At 59.0% G+C, this 19,073-nt stretch carries 22 protein-coding genes; 8 read left to right on the top strand and 14 right to left on the bottom strand.

The annotated features are described in order from the left end of the window. From maiA to hmgA, 9 genes are all read right to left on the bottom strand, one after another. Complete coding sequence (gene maiA / locus Q0955_RS15225) at positions 1 to 636, bottom strand: maleylacetoacetate isomerase (protein ID WP_299425660.1); 636 nt, start codon at positions 634 to 636, stop codon at positions 1 to 3. A gap of 10 nt (positions 637 to 646) precedes the next feature. Continuing rightward, positions 647 to 853, bottom strand: a complete 207-nt coding sequence (locus Q0955_RS15220; RefSeq protein ID WP_299425657.1) for a DUF2783 domain-containing protein — start codon at positions 851 to 853, stop codon at positions 647 to 649. Positions 854 to 857: 4 nt separating this feature from the next. Then, positions 858 to 2,468 carry an FAD-dependent oxidoreductase gene (locus tag Q0955_RS15215; protein ID WP_299425655.1) on the bottom strand — a complete coding sequence of 537 codons (1,611 nt, stop codon included), beginning with the start codon at positions 2,466 to 2,468 and terminating at the stop codon, positions 858 to 860. A 99-nt stretch (positions 2,469 to 2,567) separates the two neighbouring features. Next, positions 2,568 to 3,518 (bottom strand): MBL fold metallo-hydrolase, encoded by a 951-nt coding sequence (locus Q0955_RS15210; protein WP_299425652.1) that lies wholly within the window; start codon positions 3,516 to 3,518, stop codon positions 2,568 to 2,570. A 2-nt stretch (positions 3,519 to 3,520) separates the two neighbouring features. Further along, entirely contained in the window at positions 3,521 to 4,006 is a 486-nt protein-coding gene (locus Q0955_RS15205) for a hypothetical protein (protein ID WP_299425649.1), read from the bottom strand. A gap of 49 nt (positions 4,007 to 4,055) precedes the next feature. Continuing rightward, positions 4,056 to 4,607: a dihydrofolate reductase family protein gene (locus Q0955_RS15200; RefSeq protein ID WP_299425646.1), complete on the bottom strand. Its 552-nt coding sequence runs from the start codon at positions 4,605 to 4,607 to the stop codon at positions 4,056 to 4,058. Between the two features lie 5 nt (positions 4,608 to 4,612). Beyond that, the gene (fahA, locus tag Q0955_RS15195; protein ID WP_299425644.1) at positions 4,613 to 5,878 is read right to left on the bottom strand and encodes a fumarylacetoacetase; all 1,266 of its coding nucleotides are present in this window, start codon (positions 5,876 to 5,878) and stop codon (positions 4,613 to 4,615) included. Between the two features lie 22 nt (positions 5,879 to 5,900). After that, positions 5,901 to 6,758 carry an MBL fold metallo-hydrolase gene (locus Q0955_RS15190; protein ID WP_299425641.1) on the bottom strand — a complete coding sequence of 286 codons (858 nt, stop codon included), beginning with the start codon at positions 6,756 to 6,758 and terminating at the stop codon, positions 5,901 to 5,903. A 109-nt stretch (positions 6,759 to 6,867) separates the two neighbouring features. Continuing rightward, a complete protein-coding gene (gene hmgA, locus Q0955_RS15185) occupies positions 6,868 to 8,223 on the bottom strand; it encodes a homogentisate 1,2-dioxygenase (protein ID WP_299425639.1) in 1,356 nt (451 codons plus the stop codon). 79 nt (positions 8,224 to 8,302) lie between these two features. On the opposite strand from hmgA, the gene Q0955_RS15180 reads away from it, so the two are divergent. Both Q0955_RS15180 and Q0955_RS15175 read left to right on the top strand, forming a co-directional pair. After that, positions 8,303 to 8,743 carry a MarR family transcriptional regulator gene (locus Q0955_RS15180; protein ID WP_299425636.1) on the top strand — a complete coding sequence of 147 codons (441 nt, stop codon included), beginning with the start codon at positions 8,303 to 8,305 and terminating at the stop codon, positions 8,741 to 8,743. Between the two features lie 202 nt (positions 8,744 to 8,945). Further along, positions 8,946 to 9,215 (top strand): VPEID-CTERM sorting domain-containing protein, encoded by a 270-nt coding sequence (locus tag Q0955_RS15175; RefSeq protein WP_299425634.1) that lies wholly within the window; start codon positions 8,946 to 8,948, stop codon positions 9,213 to 9,215. A gap of 37 nt (positions 9,216 to 9,252) precedes the next feature. Here Q0955_RS15175 and xrtE read toward each other — a convergent pair whose 3' ends face one another. The 3 genes from xrtE to Q0955_RS15160 all read right to left on the bottom strand — a co-directional run bounded on the left by xrtE (position 9,253) and on the right by Q0955_RS15160 (position 12,308). After that, entirely contained in the window at positions 9,253 to 10,842 is a 1,590-nt protein-coding gene (xrtE, locus tag Q0955_RS15170) for an exosortase E/protease, VPEID-CTERM system (protein WP_299425632.1), read from the bottom strand. Positions 10,843 to 10,846: 4 nt separating this feature from the next. After that, entirely contained in the window at positions 10,847 to 11,656 is an 810-nt protein-coding gene (locus Q0955_RS15165; RefSeq protein WP_299425629.1) for a division plane positioning ATPase MipZ, read from the bottom strand. Positions 11,657 to 11,759: 103 nt separating this feature from the next. Further along, a complete protein-coding gene (locus tag Q0955_RS15160; RefSeq protein WP_299425627.1) occupies positions 11,760 to 12,308 on the bottom strand; it encodes a pseudouridine synthase in 549 nt (182 codons plus the stop codon). An 84-nt stretch (positions 12,309 to 12,392) separates the two neighbouring features. Here Q0955_RS15160 and Q0955_RS15155 point away from each other — a divergent pair, with 84 nt between their 5' ends. The 5 genes from Q0955_RS15155 (at position 12,393) to Q0955_RS15135 (ending at position 16,028) form a co-directional block, all read left to right on the top strand. Beyond that, entirely contained in the window at positions 12,393 to 13,535 is a 1,143-nt protein-coding gene (locus Q0955_RS15155; RefSeq protein ID WP_299425624.1) for a PLP-dependent aspartate aminotransferase family protein, read from the top strand. A gap of 196 nt (positions 13,536 to 13,731) precedes the next feature. Next, positions 13,732 to 14,214, top strand: coding sequence for a hypothetical protein (locus Q0955_RS15150; RefSeq protein ID WP_299425623.1), 483 nt, complete (start codon positions 13,732 to 13,734; stop codon positions 14,212 to 14,214). Positions 14,215 to 14,388: 174 nt separating this feature from the next. Then, on the top strand, positions 14,389 to 14,913 hold the full coding sequence (locus tag Q0955_RS15145; protein ID WP_299425620.1) for an SRPBCC family protein: 525 nt from the start codon (positions 14,389 to 14,391) through the stop codon (positions 14,911 to 14,913). Positions 14,914 to 14,946: 33 nt separating this feature from the next. Further along, positions 14,947 to 15,555 (top strand): TetR/AcrR family transcriptional regulator, encoded by a 609-nt coding sequence (locus Q0955_RS15140; protein ID WP_299425618.1) that lies wholly within the window; start codon positions 14,947 to 14,949, stop codon positions 15,553 to 15,555. Between the two features lie 56 nt (positions 15,556 to 15,611). Then, a complete protein-coding gene (locus Q0955_RS15135) occupies positions 15,612 to 16,028 on the top strand; it encodes a VOC family protein (protein ID WP_299425615.1) in 417 nt (138 codons plus the stop codon). 5 nt (positions 16,029 to 16,033) lie between these two features. Here Q0955_RS15135 and Q0955_RS15130 read toward each other — a convergent pair whose 3' ends face one another. After that, positions 16,034 to 16,408, bottom strand: a complete 375-nt coding sequence (locus Q0955_RS15130) for a DUF4345 domain-containing protein (protein WP_299425612.1) — start codon at positions 16,406 to 16,408, stop codon at positions 16,034 to 16,036. A gap of 134 nt (positions 16,409 to 16,542) precedes the next feature. On the opposite strand from Q0955_RS15130, the gene Q0955_RS15125 reads away from it, so the two are divergent. After that, complete coding sequence (locus tag Q0955_RS15125; protein ID WP_299425609.1) at positions 16,543 to 17,754, top strand: MFS transporter; 1,212 nt, start codon at positions 16,543 to 16,545, stop codon at positions 17,752 to 17,754. Here Q0955_RS15125 and Q0955_RS15120 read toward each other — a convergent pair. Next, positions 17,744 to 19,021: a tetratricopeptide repeat protein gene (locus tag Q0955_RS15120; protein ID WP_299425607.1), complete on the bottom strand. Its 1,278-nt coding sequence runs from the start codon at positions 19,019 to 19,021 to the stop codon at positions 17,744 to 17,746. The two genes, Q0955_RS15125 and Q0955_RS15120, sit on opposite strands and share 11 nt — an antisense overlap. Positions 19,022 to 19,073: the final 52 nt, after the last annotated feature.

Genomic DNA, 19,073 nt, shown 5'->3' with positions numbered 1-19,073 from the left:
CTAGGCTTGGCGGACCTGATCAGGATGCGCGGCGGCGAAGGCCGGGTGTGTGGCGCAGGCTGTTTCAATCGCATGTAGGCGGGGCAGGTCTGAGATGTCCGCCCCCCAACGATGGGCATTGTAGAGCTGTGGCATCAGGCAAAGGTCGGCGAGCGACGGCCTGTCTCCGCAGCAATAAGGCGCCTGCTCAAACCCATTCAAAAGCGTATCGAAGGCCACCAGACCGGGGCGAATGAAATGCTGCATCCAGTCGCGGGTGGCTGCGGGTTTGTCTTCAGCCTCGTGAGCTGCATGGCGCACGACGGACAGATTACACACGGGGTGAATGTCCACGGCGATGCTATGTGCCAAAGCGCGGGCCTTTGCGCGCTGAGCTGGATCGTCTGGCAACATGCCAAGGCCGCGGGTGTCGTTGAGGTATTCGAGAATGGCAAGCGATTGGGTGAATTGCTGCCCATCTATTTCCAACACCGGCACCAAGCCTTGCGGATTGCGCGCCAGATGATCTGGCGCGCGGTGGGTTCCTGCAAGGAGATCCACAGGCACAGTGTCAAACGGCTCCCCCGCGAGAAGCAGCGCGATGCGCACACGGTAGCTGGCGGAGGACCGCCAGTAGTCGTAAAGCACCGTGCTCATACTGGGCAGCTCATCGCTTGTGGCCGCTGTTTTGCGCCGCTTTCAGGGCCTGATCCAACACTTTGTTGTCCCCAATGTGATTGGCGAGCAAGAAGATCAGCCGGGCATTGAGCGCGTCGCTGGTGGATTTCTCAAGGCCGTCGTGGGCGCGGGCGAGGGCGTCAAAGAAGCCGTCCGCGTTGTCCAGATTTGGGCTTAGGATCAGTTTGTCCGACATCAGATCACTCCTTGCCTGTGGCGCGGCGCAGGGCAGCACGGAAATGAGGTTCATCAAAAGCTTCGCGGCGGGCGGCAACGTGTTGGTCCGGGCGAATCAGGTAAACGCCGGAGGGGGCATCGCCGAGGTACTGCCGTTTCAGCGTGAGCGTTGGATCGTCACGGACCGACAGCGCAAGACGGGTGGCAGTGACGCCATCTTCCTCAAAGCTGTCGGGCGCGTCGGCGTCGATGGTCAGCAGGATGAACTCATTGCCGAGTTTGCCGAGCAGGTGGTCATCCCCTAGCGGGGCGTCGGGGCAGGGGCTGCCGGGCCGCGTGACGTCTGGTGCGGCGAGCGCATCAGCGGAGTTGAGCATGCTGCCATCATAGGTGCAGGGCACGGACAAGCGGCCCGAGTTCACCAGCGGTTGCGCAAATTCGTGATGGGCGGAGAGGTCCAGCACGGCGTCACGCAGGATGCGGCTCATCTCGGATTTGGGGGTGATGAACTCGGTAGAACGGGTGGAGTTGAGGATGTTTTCATCCGCACCATAGGCCCGCTCGGTGTTGTAGCTGTCCATCAGGGTTTCGGGCGCTTTGCCCTTCAGCACCAGTTTTAATTTCCATGCGATGTTGTCGGCGTCTTGCAGGCCGGAATTGGCACCACGGGCACCAAATGGGGAAACTTGGTGGGCAGAGTCACCAGCAAAGAGCGTGCGGCCGTGGCGGAAGCGCTCCATGCGGCAACATTGGAAGGTGTAGATGGAAACCCATTCGAGGTCGAATTCCGCGTCATCCCCCAGCATGGCTTTGAGGCGCACCATCACGTTTTCGGGGCGTTTCTCGCGTTCTTTGTCGATGTCACGGCCCAGTTGCAGATCAATGCGCCAGACATTGTCGGGTTGTTTGTGCAGCAGGGCAGATTGGCCGCGGTTGAAGGGTGGATCAAACCAGAACCACCGTTCGGACGGGAAGTCGGCTTTCATCACCACGTCGGCGATCAGGAAGTTGTCTTCAAAAACCTGTCCGTCAAAATCCAGCCCCAGCATACGGCGGGTGGGAGAGTTGGCGCCGTCACAGGCGACAAGCCAGTCTGCCTCAATCGTGTAGCTGCCTTCGGGGGTCTCCACCTCGAGTTTGACGTGATCATCGTGTTGACCAATGGCCTCGACCTTGTTGCGGCCACGGATTTCGATGGGGGCACCCACGGCCTGCATCTCGCGGATACGTTCGACCAAGACCTGCTCAAAAGTGTATTGCTGTAAGTTGATGAAGGCCGGATTTTTATGGCCCTCTTCTTCGGTCAGGCTGAATTCATAGACTTGGCGGGTGTCAAAGAAGACCTTGCCGGTGTCCCATTGCACGCCGCGTTCGACCATGGCTTCTCCACAGCCAAGGCGGTCGAGAATTTCCAATGGGCGTTTGGCAAAGCAAATGGCCCGTGAGCCAAAAGACACGCGGTCGTTGTCGTCCAGAATGACGGTTTTGATGCCTTGCTGCGCCAGATCGATGGCGGTGGCGAGGCCTACGGGACCTGCGCCAATGATCACCACCGGATGGCGGACAGGCATGCCTTCGTCTTGATCCGGACTGCGCGTGTAGGCGTAGAGCGGGACGTCAAAAATCTTGCTCATAGGGCTCCTCCTCCCAAGGACAGGCGCGTTTGTTGGGGGTAGCGTGGCGCGCGAAGGGGCCGCGCGCCACGACATAGATCAAGGACGCGGGGATTTGTCTCAACCCTGCAGTGCCTCCCACATTTCCAGATCGCGCTGGGCGGTCCAGATGCGGGGGGTGTCGATGCCACGCGCTTCGTCATAGGCACGGGCGACGTTGAAGGGCAGGCAGTGCTCGTAAATTGCGTAGTCTGCGAACTTCGGGTCACATTCGGCGCGCACCGCGTTCCAGGCTTCTTTCAGGGTGCCGCCGCGGGCCGCAACCTTGGCGGCGGGACGGTAGGTGCTTTCGACAAAGTCGCGGGTGTTTTCGATGGCGGCGTTGACCATCTCTTTGCCCACAAGCGCGTCACCACGGCCGGGGGCAATGGCGTCCACGTCAAACGATGCAATGTTGTCGAGCGTGTCACCCCAGTCGGAGAAATGCCCGTCACCGCAGTAGCAGGCGGAGTGGTATTCTACGATGTCGCCGGTGAACATGACGTTCTGGTCTGGCACGTGGATGACGATGTCGCCTGCGGTGTGGGCGCGGCCGAGGTGCATGAGGTCAATGCGGCGGTTGCCGAGGTAGACGGTCATGTCGTCAGAAAAGGTGGTGGTGGGGTAGGTCAGGCCGGGGATGCTTTCGTGGCCCTCAAACAGGCGGGGGAAACGTTGGAACTCGCTGTCCCAGTCTTCTTGTCCACGTTCCACCACCATGGCCCGGGCGGCGTCGCCCATGATGATTTGGTCCGCACCATAGGCGGACGCGCCCAGCACGCGCACGGCGTGGTAGTGGGTCAGCACCACATGGGAGATCGGCTTGTCGGTGACAGAGCGCACACATTCAATGACCTTGTTGGCCAAGCGCGGCGTGGCCTGGGCTTCGACAATCATCACGCTGTCATCGCCGATGATCACGCCGGAGTTCGGGTCGCCCTCGGCGGTGAATGCGTAGAGGCCCTCCCCAATTTCAGTGAAAGAGGTCTCTTTCTCGGTCATGTCCCCTTGGGAGGCGAAGGCTTTGGCCATGGTCAGCGGTCCTTTTGCAGAAGTTGGTCAACCGCCCAGTCGAGACGGATGGGCGTGTAATTGTGAGCTTCGACGCCGACATTGCCGCGGCGCGGGGCGCTGTGGAATGCGGTGTCGTGGGTGTGACAGTGGAAGTGCAACGTGCCGCGCCACCAGCCGTTCCATTCCTCAATGGGGTAGTGAAACAGTACGATCTCGCGGTCATTGCGCTTGAGCGTGATTAGGTCGCGGCCCCAATCGGGCTCGTCGCGGTTGCCGTTGAGGCAGATGATTTTGCCGTTGAGCTGTGCGAGATAGGGTTCTCGGGGGCGGTCTCTTGGCCAGGCGAAGTCACCTAGGTGATAGACCGTGTCGTCTTTGCCAACCACAGCGTTCCAGTTGGCGATCAACGTCGCGTCCATCTCTTCAACGGAAGAATACGGCCGATTGCCTTTGCGCAGCACTTGGGTGTGTCCAAAATGGGTGCAGCCGGTCAGAAACTCGGTCATGGCGTTTTCTGGCCATGTTGTGGAGCGTCACCGTCACCATGCGGGGTGCTCATGCCGTGAGATCCTTGAAAGTGTAATCCAATTGCAGAATACCACCGGGCTTCTGATTGGAGGCCTTGAGGGTCAGGTTTTGCTGTGCCCCCTTGGCAAAACAGGGCAAGCCGTCGCCGAGGATGGTGGGCATGACAAAAACCGAAATCTCGTCGAACATGCCCACATCCAGCGCGGCGCGTTGGGTTTCGCCGCCGCCCATGATCCAGACCTTTTGGTGGCCGTTGGCCTCAATGGCAGTACGCAGACCATCGATCGGACCGGCGGCGGTGATGTGGTCGCCTTTGTAGTCGTGGCGGTGTGTCAGCACGTAGCCAGCCCGGTCGCCATAAGGCCAGCCCCAGCCCATCACCTGTCGATAGGTGGCGCGGCCCATCAAAACCGCGTCCACCTCTTCGATGAAGGCATTGTAGCCGCCTGCGTCCTCGCAGCTGCATTCCGCGAGCGCCGCATTGAAGGGATCGAGCCAGCTCACCCCGCCATCCGGCGTGGCGATATAGCCATCCAGACTTTGTGCGATATATCCAACGTAACGAGGGTGAGCAGGCATAGGTGTTACCTTTCGAAAGGGTCCGAAAGCGCAGGCAAAAGTGTGCCGGTACAGTCACCAAATCCGATTGTGTACCCGTCCCCTTTGGCGGCGCCATGGAGGGTGAGCGTGTCTCCATCTTCAATGAAGGTACGGGTCTCACCACTATCAAGGGTCAGCGGCTCTTTTCCGCCCCAGCTGAGCTCCAAAAGGCTGCCACGTTCCGGCTTTGTTGGGCCGGAAATGGTGCCGGAGCCCAACAAATCGCCTGCGTTCATTGGGCAGCCAGAGGTGCTGTGATGGGCCAGTTGTTGCGCGGCCGAGTAGTACATCTGATTGTAGTTGGTGCGGGCAATTTCGGTGGCGTCTTTGCCTTCAGGCGCCAGTGTCACCGACAGGTCGATGTCATAGAGCATCGGACCAACGTCTTTGAGGTGATCGAGCAGCTCAAACTCACGCTCGGGTGTATCAGTGCGGAAAGGTTCCAGCGCCGCCTTTGTCACGATCCAAGGGGAAATCGAGGTGGCGGTGGCTTTGGCTTGGAACGGGCCAAGTGGCTGGTATTCCCAGGCCTGAATGTCACGCGCGGACCAGTCGTTGAGCAACACGTAGCCAAAGATCATGTCGTCCGCTTCTTGCACGGTCACCGGGTGGTCGGAGAACTGGCCCACAATCGCGCCCATTTCCAGTTCGATGTCAAACCGGCGGCAGGGCAGGAAGGCAGGTGTGTCGTGATCCGGGGATTTAAGTTGACCCCATGGGCGGCGGACATCGGTGCCTGACACCACCACCGAAGACGCGCGGCCATTGTAGCCAATGGGGATGTGTAACCAGTTAGGTGGCAGCGCGTTTTCTGCGCCGCGGAACATGGTGCCCACATTGGTCGCGTGGTGCCGACCGGCGTAAAAGTCGGTGTATTCGCTGACAGCCATCGGCATGTGCAGCGTGGCATCGGCCAAGGGCAGCGAGAAATAGGTCAGAGCCTCCTGGACGTCTTCGGTGGCATCTGCTGCGAGCATCTTCTGAAGCTTGGCGCGGTACGCGGCCCAAGCCTCTGGACCCAACTCCATGAAGTCGTTCCAATAGGGGGCATCCAGAACATCTGCGTCCGGGTCAGCGCGCAGGGTGCTGATTTCTTCCAGCCCCGTGAGGTCGATGATCCGGTCGCCAATGGCGGTACCGCAACGCAACTCGCCATCGTCCACAGAGAAGACGCCGTAGGGTAGGTTGTTGAGAGGGAAAGGGCAGGCAGCGTCGTTGGCGCTTGTGACCCAGGATTTTAACAAAGACATGCGCGTTTCCTTTTTAAAGCGGTCAATCGAGCGGGAGAGACATCCCGTCGGTGCCGATGAAGAGAGGGCCGGACCAGGTGCGGGAGGTTTCCTCCTGCCAGTGGGTCTCGGTGAAGGTCGGGTCGTCACAGGGGACGAGGTGGTTGAGAGCCAGCTGTTTGACGCCAGCCTCGGTGGCGACCCGGCCTGCTTCGGCGGCGGGGGTGTGGCTGCGCTCCAGATGGATGCGCAGACGGTCGTCGCCGTTGCCCACACGGGCGCAAAGCGCGTCGATGCCAGCAGACAACATCGCCTCATGCACCAGCAGGTCGGCGCCTTTGGCGAGGTCGACCATTTCGGCAATTGGCGCGGTGTCGCCGGAAAGCACCACGCTGTGTTTTGCGCCATCAAAGCGCAGGGCGTAGCTGTCTGTGATGGGCGGGTGTTCGTTGCGCAGGGTGGTGACGTTCAGTGGACCGAGGTCCATTTGGCCGGGTTCCAATACGTGGATTTCCGCCAGTGGTTCCAGCGCCGGGCGGCCTTCGTCGCGCAGGCGCAGTTCCACGTCAAACGACATGGCGTTGAGGAACCCCTTCCAATAGTGGTCCAGCCCTTCCGGGCCGTAAATCGGGATGGATTTGTTCAATCCTGCGGTCCAGGCGGTGTGCAACAGCGGGCCAAGTTCCAGATAGTGATCGGAATGCAGGTGCGTGATCAGGATCGCGTCCAGATCGGTCAGGGCCACGCCAGCATCACACAGCCCACGACTGACGCCAAGACCTGCGTCCACAAGGATGGTCAGCCCATCCATCTCAACAAGAATAGAGGTTGGCATTCGGGTACCGGGCCGGATGGCCGGGCCGCCCTTGGTGCCTAGAAGGGTGACTTTGTTCGCGTGCATTGGTCTTCCTGCTACTTCGTTTGACGCCCCCAAGCATTTCTCATTCCAGAAGTATCCTGGGGGAGTCACAGTGTGCTGTGACGGGGGCAAAGCCCCCAATCATGGGAGCTTACTTCTTGCCCGGGGTGCCGTCGAATTTCTTTTCGATGTCGGTCCAACAATCTATGTAATCGTCCTGGACCGGCGCTTCGTTGGCGGCAAATTTGGTGATGTGCTGCGGGAAGCGGGTCTCAAACATAAACGACATGGTGTTGTCGAGCTTGTCCGGGCCGAGATTGGCGTTGGACGCGCCTTCAAAGGCGTTTTTGTCCGGCCCGTGTGGCATCATCATATTGTGCAGGCTCATGCCACCGGGGACAAAGCCCTCCGGTTTGGCGTCATATTGGCCGTAGATGTTGCCCATCAGCTCGGACATGATGTTCTTGTGGTACCACGGCGGACGGAAAGTGTTTTCGGCCACCATCCAGCGCTCGCGGAACAGAACAAAGTCGATGTTGGCAGTGCCGGGCTGGCCAGACGGCGCGGTCAGCACGGTGAAGATTGAGGGGTCAGGGTGGTCAAACAGGATCGCGCCAACCGGGCAGTAGGTGCGCAGGTCGTATTTTACAGGCGCGTAGTTGCCGTGCCATGCGACCACATCGAGCGGCGACTGGTCGATGTTGGCGCGGTGGAACTGGCCACACCATTTTACAGTAACCGTAGAGGGCACTTCGCGGTCCTCATAGGCGGCCACAGGTGCTTTGAAGTCGCGCGGATTGGCCATGCAGTTGGCCCCAATCGGGCCACGACCAGGCAGTTCAAACTTTTGGCCGTAGTTTTCGCAGACAAAACCACGGGCCGGACCTTCAAGCACTTCGACGCGGTACACCAGCCCACGGGGCAGGATGGCAATCTCTTTGGGTTCTACATCGATGATACCCAGTTCAGTAGAGAAGCGCAGCACGCCTTCTTGTGGCACTACCAGCAGCTCGGAATCGGCGGAGAAGAAATAGTCATCCTCCATTGAGGTGTTCACCAGGTAGATGTGCGTGGCCATGCCCACCTGTGTGTTCACGTCGCCCGCCGAGGTCATGGTGCGCATGCCGGTGATCCAGGTCAGCGCCTCTTCGGTGTGGGGCACCGGGTTCCAGCGGTATTGGCCCAAGCTGCCCAGATCCGGATCGACATTGGGGGCGGATTGCCAGTAAGGTACGCCGATTTTCTCATACCGGTTGTTGTGCTTCACCGAAGGGCGGATGCGGTAACACCATGTGCGTTCGACATTTTCGGCGGTGAAGGCGGTGCCGGAGAGCTGCTCGCCATAAAGGCCGTAATTGCATTTCTGCGGGCTGTTCATGCCTTGCGGCAGGGCACCTGGCAGGGCCTCGGTTTCATAGTCGTTGCCAAAACCGGGCATGTAGCCCTCATGCGGGCCCGCCATCGAAGGGGCCTTCTGCATGCGGGTCGGAACAGTGTGCTTGGTCATCGGGTCGCTCCTGAGTTCGAATTTGGTTGCGGTGGTAATAGTTGTTTTTGTAACTAACAAGCAGGAGGATGCGCAGCCTATGACAAAACCTGATGACTTCGATTTACAGGCGTTTTTGCCTTACTTGCTGAACCAGGCGGCTGAGGAAGCCAGTCTGGGGTTTCAGAAGGTCTATAAGGACCGCTACGGGCTGTTGCGCAGCGAGTGGCGGGTGCTGTTCCATCTTGGGATATTTGGACGGCTGACCGCCACCGAGATTGGGGCCCAAGGTAAGGTGCATAAGACCAAGGTCAGCCGTGCGGTGCAGCGGTTGGCGGATCGACGCTTGGTCAAGCGCGCCCGCAGCGAAGAGGACCGGCGGGTGGAGTGGTTGGAGCTCACACCTGCGGGGGAGAAAGTGTACCGCGACCTGCGCGAGGTGGCGCAGGGGTATGAGGGCAGTCTTTTGGCGCAGTTGAGTGAGGCTGAGATGCAGACCTTGAAGGGGATGTTGCTGAAGTTGGCGGGGCGCACAAATTGAGCGAATCATTTTGGGGTTCGATTCGCTTTCGGTGTGATGGCTTGGCGACAGTTTTGACCTCCAAGGCGGATTGTTTTTCAAATGCGGACAGTCTGGGTGCGAAATGACAAGTTATTGTGCATTTGCAGCAATCTGCTTGAAACGTCGTTGGCCGCTATGGCACCCTAGTTTCAATACACAGGCATAGGTCCGGGAGTTTTCTATGGGTCTTTTGAACAAATCTAAAGCTGCGGTTTTTGCACTATCTGCTCTGATGCTAAGTGCGCCAGCTGCCTTCGCACAAGACTATGGCGGTTGGTACGGTTGGTGGTGGCGCTGGTGGGGCGGTGGTGACACCGGTAGCGGTGACACAGGTGGTGGTTCCAACGCTGTTCCGGAAATTGACGCAGGGGCTGGGCTGTTGGCCGTGGCTGCCGTGCTTGCAACTTTGGCGCTGGTTTGGGAACTGCGCCGTCGTCAAAAACAAAGCTAAGCCAGTCTCAACAGGTTGAGGAAAACCAGATGGGCGCTCAGATGAGCGCCCATTTTGCCGTCAGCAGGGCGGCAAGTGCTATGGTGGCGTTGGCCACGATATGCGCAACAACGGCGTCCGACGTTTCAGACCGGCGCAGATAAAGCAGGCCAAAGGCGACGCCTGCGAGTGTGCCCGTAAAAACGCGATCGTGCATCAGGCCAAAGAGCAGGCTGGAGACACCAACGGCGACAAAGGTCCAGAGCATCGTGTTCTGGTGCAGGCGGCGTAACAGGTAGCCGCGGAAAAACAGCTCTTCGATGACCGGCACCAGAAGAATGGTGCCAATCATACGTGTGGCGATCCAAAACAGGCTGGGCGTGTTTGTTGTTGGCGGGTCTTCAGAAGGGGCGGTGACAATCCAGAGAACGCCGATGATGAGGCCCACGGCGACGGCCTCCAGCGATGGTTTGCGCCAGAGGGTGTGCAGCGCTGGAAAGAAAAAAATCAGTGGGAGTGCCATTAAGGCAGCACGCACCGGATAGCCCGCTTCCGGGTCTGGCCAGAAGGCAGACACAAACACACCGGACAACATCATCACAATGAAGGGGACAATCTTGGCCGCGAGCGCGTCGTGCCGGATGGCAGCGGTTGGGTGTTGGGCTAGCGGTGTGCGGTGCAACCATTGGGCACGATGTGCAACCAGCACAATCAGCAAGGCCAGAGCTGTGAACATCAGCCAACCTGCATAGGAGTGAAAGCCGTTGAGGGCGTGTTCCGGCGAGACACGGGCTCCGATCACAATCAGAATGGCGATGCGCAGGATGTTGAAAAGCCAGCTGGCCAGGACCGCCAGTGGGAACAGGATCAGCCAGAAGCGTTTCTGGCGCAGGTCCGGGCGCATAAGGGTGGCGTAGAACCCCATGAAGATTGAGATGAGCGCAATTCCCTCTACACCGGAGCATTGGCTGGCGATCTGCACCCAGAACCCATCGACGCCAATTTCATAGGTAGGTGGGTGCACGCCAACGTCAAAGCCAAGGAGGGTCAACACCAGGAAAACCAGGAAGAAGGTCAGGCTGCTGAGTGTGCTCCACTCCCAGAGCGGGCGCATGAGGTCAGCGAGGTCGGGGACCAGAAAACCAACGAACAGAGCCAGAGGCAACAGGTAGCTGTCGTTGCGCATCCAGTCGCGGCAGGCGGCGAGCGGTGTGACCCAAAACACCGCGCCGAGGGCCGTCAGCAGGCCACCAGCGGTCAACAAAACAAGGGTGGGCGTGAAGGCGCGGGAGATTTCGGCGGCGCCAAAAAGCGGCAGCGGCAGGAAGATCAGCGCAAGCCCTGCAAGGTGGAGCAGCATCCAGACCCGATGGCCCGGTTGCGCAAGAGTGCGGTCCGCCAAGGCACGGTAGGCGGCGGGGCGCAGCCAGAAATAGAGTGCCATCACGGTCATGACAGCCAAGCCGCGTGCGGTCATCGACCGCAGGGCGCGACAGGCGGCTTCGATTTCGGTTTGGCGACACTCGATGGAGGCCATGACCTGATAGGTGAGGATCACCAAGAGCAGTTCTGCCACCACCAAAGCGGCCATGGCCATCAGGCGCGTGGGCCGCGCGGCGGGCTGAGGAGCTTGGTCGCGCGCGGTCATGGTCTTAGAAGTCAGCCGACACCCCAGGCAGGTTCAGCGCTTTGATCAGCTCACGCAATTCCTGACGGGCGGCCACGTTGGAGATGTTGAGTTGCTTCACGCCGGTGTCGCGTAGGTCCAGCAGCGTAAGGCCGCGCGGAAACAGCTCACGGAACACAACCCGCTCGTTGAAACCGGGGGCGACGCGGAAGCCGATGCGTTTGGCCAATCGGTCGAGCGCTTTGCCCATTTTCTCTTTGTTGACCATCTGTTGTGCACCCATCCGGTTGCGCATGACAATCCAGTCGATGGGTTTCAACCCTGCTTGCGCCCGCAGTTGCCGGGCGTTCCAGACCATTTCGGAATAGACCGATGGGCCGAGGATTTTCTCGCCGTCTGCGTCGATCTTGGCAAGCAGGTCAAAGTCGACAAAGCTGTCGTTCAGCGGGGTCACCAGCGTATCCGCTAAGGAGTGCGCAACCTGGCTCAACCGGGTGTGGGAGCCGGGGCAGTCGATCAGGATAAAATCGTTGTTTGGCTCCAGCATCGAGACTGCAGCGGACAGGCGATGGTCGTAGACATTTTCGCCGGGTTGCAGCGCGGCTTGGTCGACTTCTGGCAAATCGTGATAGTCTGGGCTCGGTAGGTCGAGGCCTGCTTTTTGCAGGAATTTCCGACGGTTGGCGACATAGCTTCCGAAGCTTTTCTGCCGCAGGTCGAGGTCAATGCCGCCCACTTTGTGGCCCATGCGTGCAAGCGCTGTCGCGATGTGCATCGATAGGGTGGATTTGCCTGCGCCGCCCTTCTCGTTTCCGACCACAATGATATGTGCCATGCCCGTTGTCCCTGCTCGTGTTTCAGTCCCGCGGCACTTACGGCGCGGGTTTGTTGCTGTCTACTATATGTTGTGATTATCCACAGGAAAAGTGATTGATGCGCTAGGCGTCCCGCCAAGTGCCACTTTCCAATCCACCCAAGCGCCAGTCACCAATCTGTGCCCGAATAAGTCGCAAAGTGGGGTGACCAACTGCGGCGGTCATGCGGCGCACTTGGCGGTTCCGACCCTCGCGGATGGTGAGGGAAATCCAGGTGTCTGGAATGGATTTTCGCACACGGATCGGCGGGGTGCGCGGCCAGAGTTTAACTGGTTCGTCAATGACTTGCACCTTGGCGGGCTTCGTCAGGCCGTCTTTCAGTTTCACGCCTTTTCGTAAAGCTTCCAAGGCTGCGTCGTCAGGCGCGCCTTCGATCTGCACCCAATAGGTTTTGGCCATCTTGTGGCGCGGGTCGGCTATGCGGGCCTGTAATTTCCCGTCGTCGGTGAGCACCATCAAACCTTCGCTGTCGCGGTCCAGCCGGCCAGCCGGATAGACTTTGGGCACGTCAATGAAATCCGACAAAGTGCGGCGGGTGCTGCCCTCAAGACCTTTGTCGGTGAATTGAGACAGCACATCGAAGGGTTTGTTGAAGAGTATCACGCGGGTCATGATGACCTCCTACACGGGCGTGCGTTGGGGTTGCAAGTTTACTGTCGCTGCGATTTTGTGCGCGCAAAGACGCGAGGGAAGATCATGGATTTTAAAGATATGTTGCCGGAAACACTGTTGGCGCAGGCTGGCGGGGCGATTGACCAGCAAAGCGGTGGCGTGGTGCCGCCAATCCAGCCGGCAACCACCTTCGCGCGGGACGAGAATTACAACCCTCTGAACGAAAACAACATTTACGCCCGACCGCACAATGATGTGGCGCGGCAGGCGGAGACGGTTTTGGCGCAGTTGGAAGGCGGCGCGGCGGCGTTGTTGTTCCCGTCGGGCATGGCGGCGATTGCGGCGCTGTTTCGCACCGTGCCAACTGGTGGGCGGGTGATTGTGCAAAGCGGAATCTATTGGAACACCACCAAGTGGATTCGCGAATTTTGCGAGCGTCGTCAGATTGTTATTGATGAGGTGGACGCGAGTGACACGGACGCGTTGGCCGACGTTTGCGCCAAGGGACCAGCCAATGTGGTTTGGGTGGAGACGCCGTCTAACCCGTGGTTGAAAATCACAGACGTGGCAGTTGCCAAGCAGGCGGCAGAGAGCTGCGGTGCGCTCTTGGCGGTGGACAGTACGGCGGCTTCACCGATTCTGACCAACCCTTTGAAATTGGGCGCAGATATTGTGATGCACTCCACGACCAAAGTGATCAACGGGCATTCGGATGTGCTGGGTGGTGTGTTGGTCACCAAGGAGATCACGCCGGTTTGGGAAGAGATCGAAGTGGATCGTGCCAGTGCGGGCGCGGTGATGGGGCCGTTTGAGGCTTGGTTGCTGTTGCGCGGCATGCGCACGATGGCATTGCGGGTCGAGCGCATGGTGGATAACGCTATGAAAATAGCGCGTTTTCTGGAGGACCACCCCAAGGTGGACAGTGTGCTGTTTCCTGGCCTAGAGAGCCATCCGCAGCATCAACTGGCCAAGGTCCAGATGCCGGGCGGGGCAGGGTTCTTAATGTCATTGCTTGTGAAGGGGGACAAGGAAACGGCTCTGCAAGCGGCTGGAAAGATGAAGCTTTTCCATAGGGCCACCTCACTTGGTGGGGTGGAGAGTCTGGTTGAGCATCGCCACACCATTGAGCCGCACACCGGCATTCCTGAAACGCTGTTGCGGATTTCGGTTGGGGCGGAAAATGCCGAGGATTTGATTGCGGATCTGGGGCAGGCGTTGGGGCAGTAAACACCCCGATTTGCACGTCGGTTTCACGTCTGTTTTGCGACGGTGGCGATTTGGAGAGGGTGGTGCTTGAAGTTGTGCATCGGCGCACTGAAAACTGCGTCGATCTGCCTCGAATGCCAATCAATTGTTAAGGCGTTTGCAGGACTATTGGCGCAGCACGAACGGGCACAGCCCCACGCAGCAGCGGACCAGGACCTTGAAGAAACGCATCGAAAACTCAGCCAAGATCACACCTGCTTATGAAGATGGCGGGCTATTCAAAAAGCCGCCAACAGAGTTGGTGGTGAATTTGATTCCCAAGTTTTCCAAAAACTCTCGTGATGATGTGATTATCAAAGGCTTGGTGCAGAACGACGTGGAAATTGACGTGATCTTTGCAGGTCGTCGGAAACGTGAGGCGGCAGAGTTGGTGACGCTTTTGAAGCGAAAGTGGGAAAATGCCAATTACCGCGTGACCAAGGCGCCCAAACGCAAGGACGTGCGGTTGCCAACGCGGGTGCAAGGCTCTTGGCGTATGCGCGTTGCCGAAGATGAACACGAGCCGGATCTCTACACCAAAGAGTATCAACTTTTGGTCGCCCGGTGGGCGTTTAACGCGGACAATGGCGAGTTCCGCAGCTTTGGCGAGCCGCCGTTTCAGCAGCAGGTGGTACAGACTGCCGAGGCCTCCAAAGGTTAAAACAGCTGGCGGGCGTTCACCACGCACGACGTTACTTCTCAATATCTAAGCTGTGCAGGGACGCCGTGGGGCGTGACCCTGCGCTGTGCGTTTTTAGCGACTCAGTTGACGGATCGACCGTTGAACCCTATCTTACGATTGTTAGATAATGCTGTGCAATCGAAAGGCCGTGCAATGACCTCAAAGAATTCAATCACCGTGAAAGCCCCCGCTTCCGCCGCCTGGAAGTTGATTGGGGACGACTTTGTTGCAGTGAACCGCTGGATGGCGGCGATCCCGCGTGCCGAGGCCATCGAGGGCCCAGCGTTGCCCGGCGCGCCAGCAAAAGGGCGCTATTCCTACCTGTTCCACAAGTTTGCGCCAATGTACCAAGAAGAGGTGCTGACCCAGTTTGACCCGGAGGCGATGACTCTCAGTGTGGATGTGACCCTTCACAAGGGGTCCAAAGCCATGCCAATGAAGGGCTACACCTCCACGGTGATTGTGCGGGCGATCAACGACGCGACCTGTGAAGTGACCTGGATCGGGGAGGCCACGCCAAAATGGTTTGCCAAACCGATGCGCGGGATGTTGACCAAAGGTCTGGATGCCGGGTTCATCCGCAGTCTTGAGGAAATTCAGCACTTTGTAGAGACTGGTCAACCGCACCCCAGAAAGGTAGAAAAAATCAAATCAGAGGCGGCGGCGCTCGCGGCCTGATCTGCGCGAAAGGGCGCGGGAATGGGAGGTCACATGCAGGACACATCCATCAAAGCGCGCTTGATTGACGCTGGCAAAACGCTGTTTGCGGACCGGGGCTATGCCGGGGCCTCGGTGCGTGAAATCTGTAAGGCGGCGGACGCCAGTTCGACAATGATCCACCACTACTTTGGCACCAAAGAAGGGTTGTTCAACGCCATCATCGATGAATTCACCGCAGCGACGTTTGACGTGCCGCTGCGGTTGATTTCCAAGCCGCCCAAGACGGCAGAGGAAATGCGGCTGCGGTTGGAGATGTTTATTTCCGAGACGTTTCGGGCGTTGATTGCGCAGGCGCCGGTGTTTCGCATTCTGGTGCGGGAGAATCGGGGTTTTGTGGGCGGTGCGCGATATCATGAGGGGTTCGCCGGATACCTGAAAGAGGCGCAGAACGCGGGGTTTGTCGATGCAGATCTTGAAGTCGAGCTGATCACCGGGATGGTGCTCGACCGGCTCGGCAATCAGATCATGTATGCGGCTACGATGAAGGGGGACGGCAAGACCGTGCTCAATGACGAGGCGTATGCAGAGGAATGGTTGGCCGCCAACACACGGGTGTTGCTGTTTGGACTGGCGGGGCAGGCTCGGTCTAGCCGCTTGTAAACTCATGGAGTTCTGGGCTCTATGAGCGCAAAGATATTTTGCGCAGGAGCCCTCCCATGAAACTCGAATTTCACCACATAAATTTTGTCTCCAAGGATGTGGATCGGCTGCATGAGTTCTACACCAAAGTGTTGGGGCTGGACGATGTTCCGCAAGAGGAGTTTCCACGCACAGAGGCGGATGATGCACGCGGGTATGACGGGCAGATCCGCTTTGCCACCGACGGGGATATGCAGATGCATTTGGCGGAGCGGCGGCTGGATGTGGCCTTTGTGAACGGGCAGGTGATCAATCCGGTGGACCGTGGGCATATTGCGTTTCGCACCGATGATCTGCCGGCGTTTCTGAAAGTGCTGGAGGAGAACGGTGTGCCCTATTCGGATTACGGCACGGCCTTTGCCAAAGAGTGGCATCAGGTGTTTTTTCAGGATCCCGAGGGCAATGTGATCGAGGTGCACCAGCAGGTGGGCTGACGGCGCTAGTTGGTGTTGCGCAGCGCTTGGAAGGCGAGTGCGGCAAACAAAAGCTCCGCGGCAAGATAGAACAGCAGAACAAAGTTTGGCAGGCCGTCGAGCAGCAGGCTCAGCACACGACCAGCGGCGAGGCCTGCCATAAACAGAAACAGCGACCAGAGGGCCGCGCGCCGAAGTGATTGGCGTAGTGCGCCTGCGATCCAGAAGAGCACGTTGGCCAGGTAGAGGCCCATAATGGCGCGGAAAACGTGGCTTTGATTGGTGCCCTCGACCGGAAAGTCGAGCAGGTAGGGCACCGACTTTGTGGGAGCGACGCCGTAGGACAGCGCAATTGGGACGAGGCCAAAGGCGGCAAGTAGCAAAACCAGACGGGCAGACATGAGAGGCTCTTGTGCTGTAGTTGTCGCGAGTTTACGCACCCCGGATCGGGTTTGACAGTCAGGTATGCCAGACGTGGCGTGAAAGCTGCACTCTGGCCCTATACACCTGTGCGCGACAGCCCTAGCGTGACGCCATGACACATCCCATTCTTGATAGCCGCTACAGTTGGATCCGCCTCGCCATCACGCTTTTGATTGGCGTGTTTGCCAATGTGGGCATGTGGGCGGTGATTGTGGTGATGCCTGCTGTGCAGGAGGAGTTTGGCATCGATCGGGCGGATGCTTCGTTGCCCTATGTGCTGACCATGGTTGGCTTTGCGCTGGGCAACTTTGTCATTGGGCAGGCGGTGGACCGTTGGGGGGTGACCAAGGCGCTGATTGGCGCGGCGGTTTTGAGCGCGGTGAGCTATGGTGCGGCGGCGCTGAGTGGGTCGGTGCTGATGCTGTCGTTTGTGCATCTGTTTTTGGGCTTTGGCACGGCGGTGGGGTTTGGACCGCTGATTGCGGATGTGTCGCTGTGGTTTCAGAAGCGGCGCGGGATTGCAGTGGCGGTTGCCGCCAGTGGCAATTACCTGTCCGGTGCGATCTGGCCGGTGCTGTTGAGTGGCGTGTTAAGCACGTATGGTTGGCGCGCGGTGTTTGTGGTGCTGGCGGTGATGACCGTGGTGGCGGTGGTGCCTTTGGCGTTCTTGTTGCGCCCCAAGGTACCAGCGGAGGCGTTGGCCGCGCAGGACAGCGCGGCGCAGGCGCGGCAAGCTGGTGCGCCGTTCAAGCCTGCGCCGTTGATGTGGATTTTGGGTCTGGCGGGGATTGGCTGTTGTGTGGCGATGAGCATGCCACAGGTGCATATCGTGAGCTTCTGCGTCGATCTTGGCTATGGGGCGGCCGTCGGGGCAGAGATGCTGGCGTTGATGTTGATGGGCGGCGTGGTCAGTCGGCTGATCAGTGGGCTTGTGGCGGACAAGCTGGGCGGTGTGCTGACGCTGTTGATTGGGTCAATTTTGCAGATGGGGGCGTTGTTCCTGTTTCTGCCGTTTGATGGGTTGGTGCCGCTCTATCTGGTCAGCCTGGCCTTTGGCTTGGCGCAGGGCGGAATTGTGCCTGCTTATGCGCTGGTCGTGCGGGAATACATGCCTTCCAAGGAAGCCGGAAGCCGGGTGGGCTTTGTGATGATGGCGACTATTCTGGGCATGGCAATTGGCGGCTGGATGTCGGGCTGGATTTACGACGTGAGCGGCAGTTATGAGCTGGCCTTTGTGAATGGCATTGCGTGGAATGCGTTGAATATTGCCATCATGGGCGTGATCTTGCTGCGCACGCGGGGACGCAAATCGGTCACGGCGTGAGAACTAGAGGCGGGGCTTCCGCCAGAACCGGACGGCGGGTTGAGAGGCTGCGCAGAGCCTCGTCGGTCTTGCCCAGTTTCATCAGCACGTTGGCGTAAGTGAGCTCCAGCAGGTCGCGCTGCGCACGGCTGCCGCCGAGGCGCTCTGTTTGGGCCATGACAGGCAAAAGATTGTGTAATGCCCCTGTCCAATCGGATCGGGCAATTTGCCCCCAAGCGGCGGCCATGGGTTTGATCAGATCCGCAGCATAGCCTTTGGCGGTGTCTGTAAGGTAGGCGAGGCGATCGCCTTCGCCAGCCATGGCGTGGCTGAGGGCGGCATGGAGATCGGCAAAGCTTTGACCGGTTTCAGGGAAACGTTGTGACGCGTAGTCGCTGAGGGATTTCCAACGTGTTGCGGCGACTTCAACTCCGGCCAGTTCGGCGCGATACAGAATTGCGGCAGTGTCGGTCAGCACATTGATCGGCAAGCCTTTGGCACCGCCTGGGCCAACGCGCGATTCCACAGCCCCCCACATCGCGGCTTCGTCTCCCTGATGCAGTGCCCAAAGTGCGACATGCCAACTGAGATGTCCGTGCAGAACGCCACGGGCGTCGTAATCTTTGAGCCAGGTGGAGAGGTAGGCCCGACCCTCTTTGGTTGCGCCCGCTTCATATTGCGCATGGGCTTTGAAGTGGGAGGCGTTGGCATTGCGGCTATTGAGCGTGAGGGAGGCTTCCATCAGTGTGAGAGACGCATCTGTTTGACCCGTTTCGCAAAGCGACAGCGCATGCATCGACATCATCCACCAATCGTCGCCGTAATGAGGCAACAGAGATGTCGTGTAGGCCAGCAATTCAGCTTCGCGTCCAACCTTGCCTGAAAACCCGATGAGGCCAAAGACGTTGGAACACAGCTGTGCCGCCAGAGCGTCGCGCGGGTAGTCTCGAACGTGCTCCCAGACAGCGCTACGGGCTTCGACGGCTTTGCCAGATAGCATCAAGGCAAACAGATTGATGTGCGCTTTTTCACGGTGTGAGGATTGGCTTGCCCGAGATTGGGCCTGTGTTAGGGCAGCTTTGGCGGCTGGCATATCGCCGGTCATCATCAGCGCGCGGGCTTTCCCTGCGTGGGCAAGGGCAAAGTCCGGGTCCTCCATGGCGGCGTCGGAGAAGGCATCAACAGCACCGTAGTTGCCCCCCAGGAAAAGGTGTACGGCGCGGTCATAGTTGGATTGCGCTTTTGGAGAGGATGTCGAAATTGGGTTTCCGTAATGATCTTTGAGCATGCGGGCCTCCGGCGGTACGCTCTGAAAGATCACAGTTTGGCACGTGATGGCA

This window comes from uncultured Shimia sp. (assembly GCF_947493595.1).
Classification (GTDB): Bacteria; Pseudomonadota; Alphaproteobacteria; order Rhodobacterales; family Rhodobacteraceae; genus Shimia.
This window is presented reverse-complemented; position numbering and strand designations above follow the sequence as displayed.

Coding starts and splice junctions, on each gene's coding strand:
- Q0955_RS15155 (WP_299425624.1), top strand. CDS start 12,393: ATGGATTTTAAAGATATGTTGCCGGAAACACTGTTGGCGCAGGCTGGC.
- Q0955_RS15130 (WP_299425612.1), bottom strand. CDS start 16,408: ATGTCTGCCCGTCTGGTTTTGCTACTTGCCGCCTTTGGCCTCGTCCCA.
- Q0955_RS15210 (WP_299425652.1), bottom strand. CDS start 3,518: ATGGCCAAAGCCTTCGCCTCCCAAGGGGACATGACCGAGAAAGAGACC.
- hmgA (WP_299425639.1), bottom strand. CDS start 8,223: ATGACCAAGCACACTGTTCCGACCCGCATGCAGAAGGCCCCTTCGATG.
- maiA (WP_299425660.1), bottom strand. CDS start 636: ATGAGCACGGTGCTTTACGACTACTGGCGGTCCTCCGCCAGCTACCGT.
- fahA (WP_299425644.1), bottom strand. CDS start 5,878: ATGTCTTTGTTAAAATCCTGGGTCACAAGCGCCAACGACGCTGCCTGC.
- Q0955_RS15175 (WP_299425634.1), top strand. CDS start 8,946: ATGGGTCTTTTGAACAAATCTAAAGCTGCGGTTTTTGCACTATCTGCT.
- Q0955_RS15145 (WP_299425620.1), top strand. CDS start 14,389: ATGACCTCAAAGAATTCAATCACCGTGAAAGCCCCCGCTTCCGCCGCC.
- Q0955_RS15140 (WP_299425618.1), top strand. CDS start 14,947: ATGCAGGACACATCCATCAAAGCGCGCTTGATTGACGCTGGCAAAACG.
- Q0955_RS15165 (WP_299425629.1), bottom strand. CDS start 11,656: ATGGCACATATCATTGTGGTCGGAAACGAGAAGGGCGGCGCAGGCAAA.
- Q0955_RS15120 (WP_299425607.1), bottom strand. CDS start 19,021: ATGCTCAAAGATCATTACGGAAACCCAATTTCGACATCCTCTCCAAAA.
- Q0955_RS15160 (WP_299425627.1), bottom strand. CDS start 12,308: ATGACCCGCGTGATACTCTTCAACAAACCCTTCGATGTGCTGTCTCAA.
- Q0955_RS15200 (WP_299425646.1), bottom strand. CDS start 4,607: ATGCCTGCTCACCCTCGTTACGTTGGATATATCGCACAAAGTCTGGAT.
- Q0955_RS15220 (WP_299425657.1), bottom strand. CDS start 853: ATGTCGGACAAACTGATCCTAAGCCCAAATCTGGACAACGCGGACGGC.
- Q0955_RS15190 (WP_299425641.1), bottom strand. CDS start 6,758: ATGCACGCGAACAAAGTCACCCTTCTAGGCACCAAGGGCGGCCCGGCC.
- Q0955_RS15135 (WP_299425615.1), top strand. CDS start 15,612: ATGAAACTCGAATTTCACCACATAAATTTTGTCTCCAAGGATGTGGAT.
- xrtE (WP_299425632.1), bottom strand. CDS start 10,842: ATGACCGCGCGCGACCAAGCTCCTCAGCCCGCCGCGCGGCCCACGCGC.
- Q0955_RS15205 (WP_299425649.1), bottom strand. CDS start 4,006: ATGACCGAGTTTCTGACCGGCTGCACCCATTTTGGACACACCCAAGTG.
- Q0955_RS15215 (WP_299425655.1), bottom strand. CDS start 2,468: ATGAGCAAGATTTTTGACGTCCCGCTCTACGCCTACACGCGCAGTCCG.
- Q0955_RS15180 (WP_299425636.1), top strand. CDS start 8,303: ATGACAAAACCTGATGACTTCGATTTACAGGCGTTTTTGCCTTACTTG.
- Q0955_RS15125 (WP_299425609.1), top strand. CDS start 16,543: ATGACACATCCCATTCTTGATAGCCGCTACAGTTGGATCCGCCTCGCC.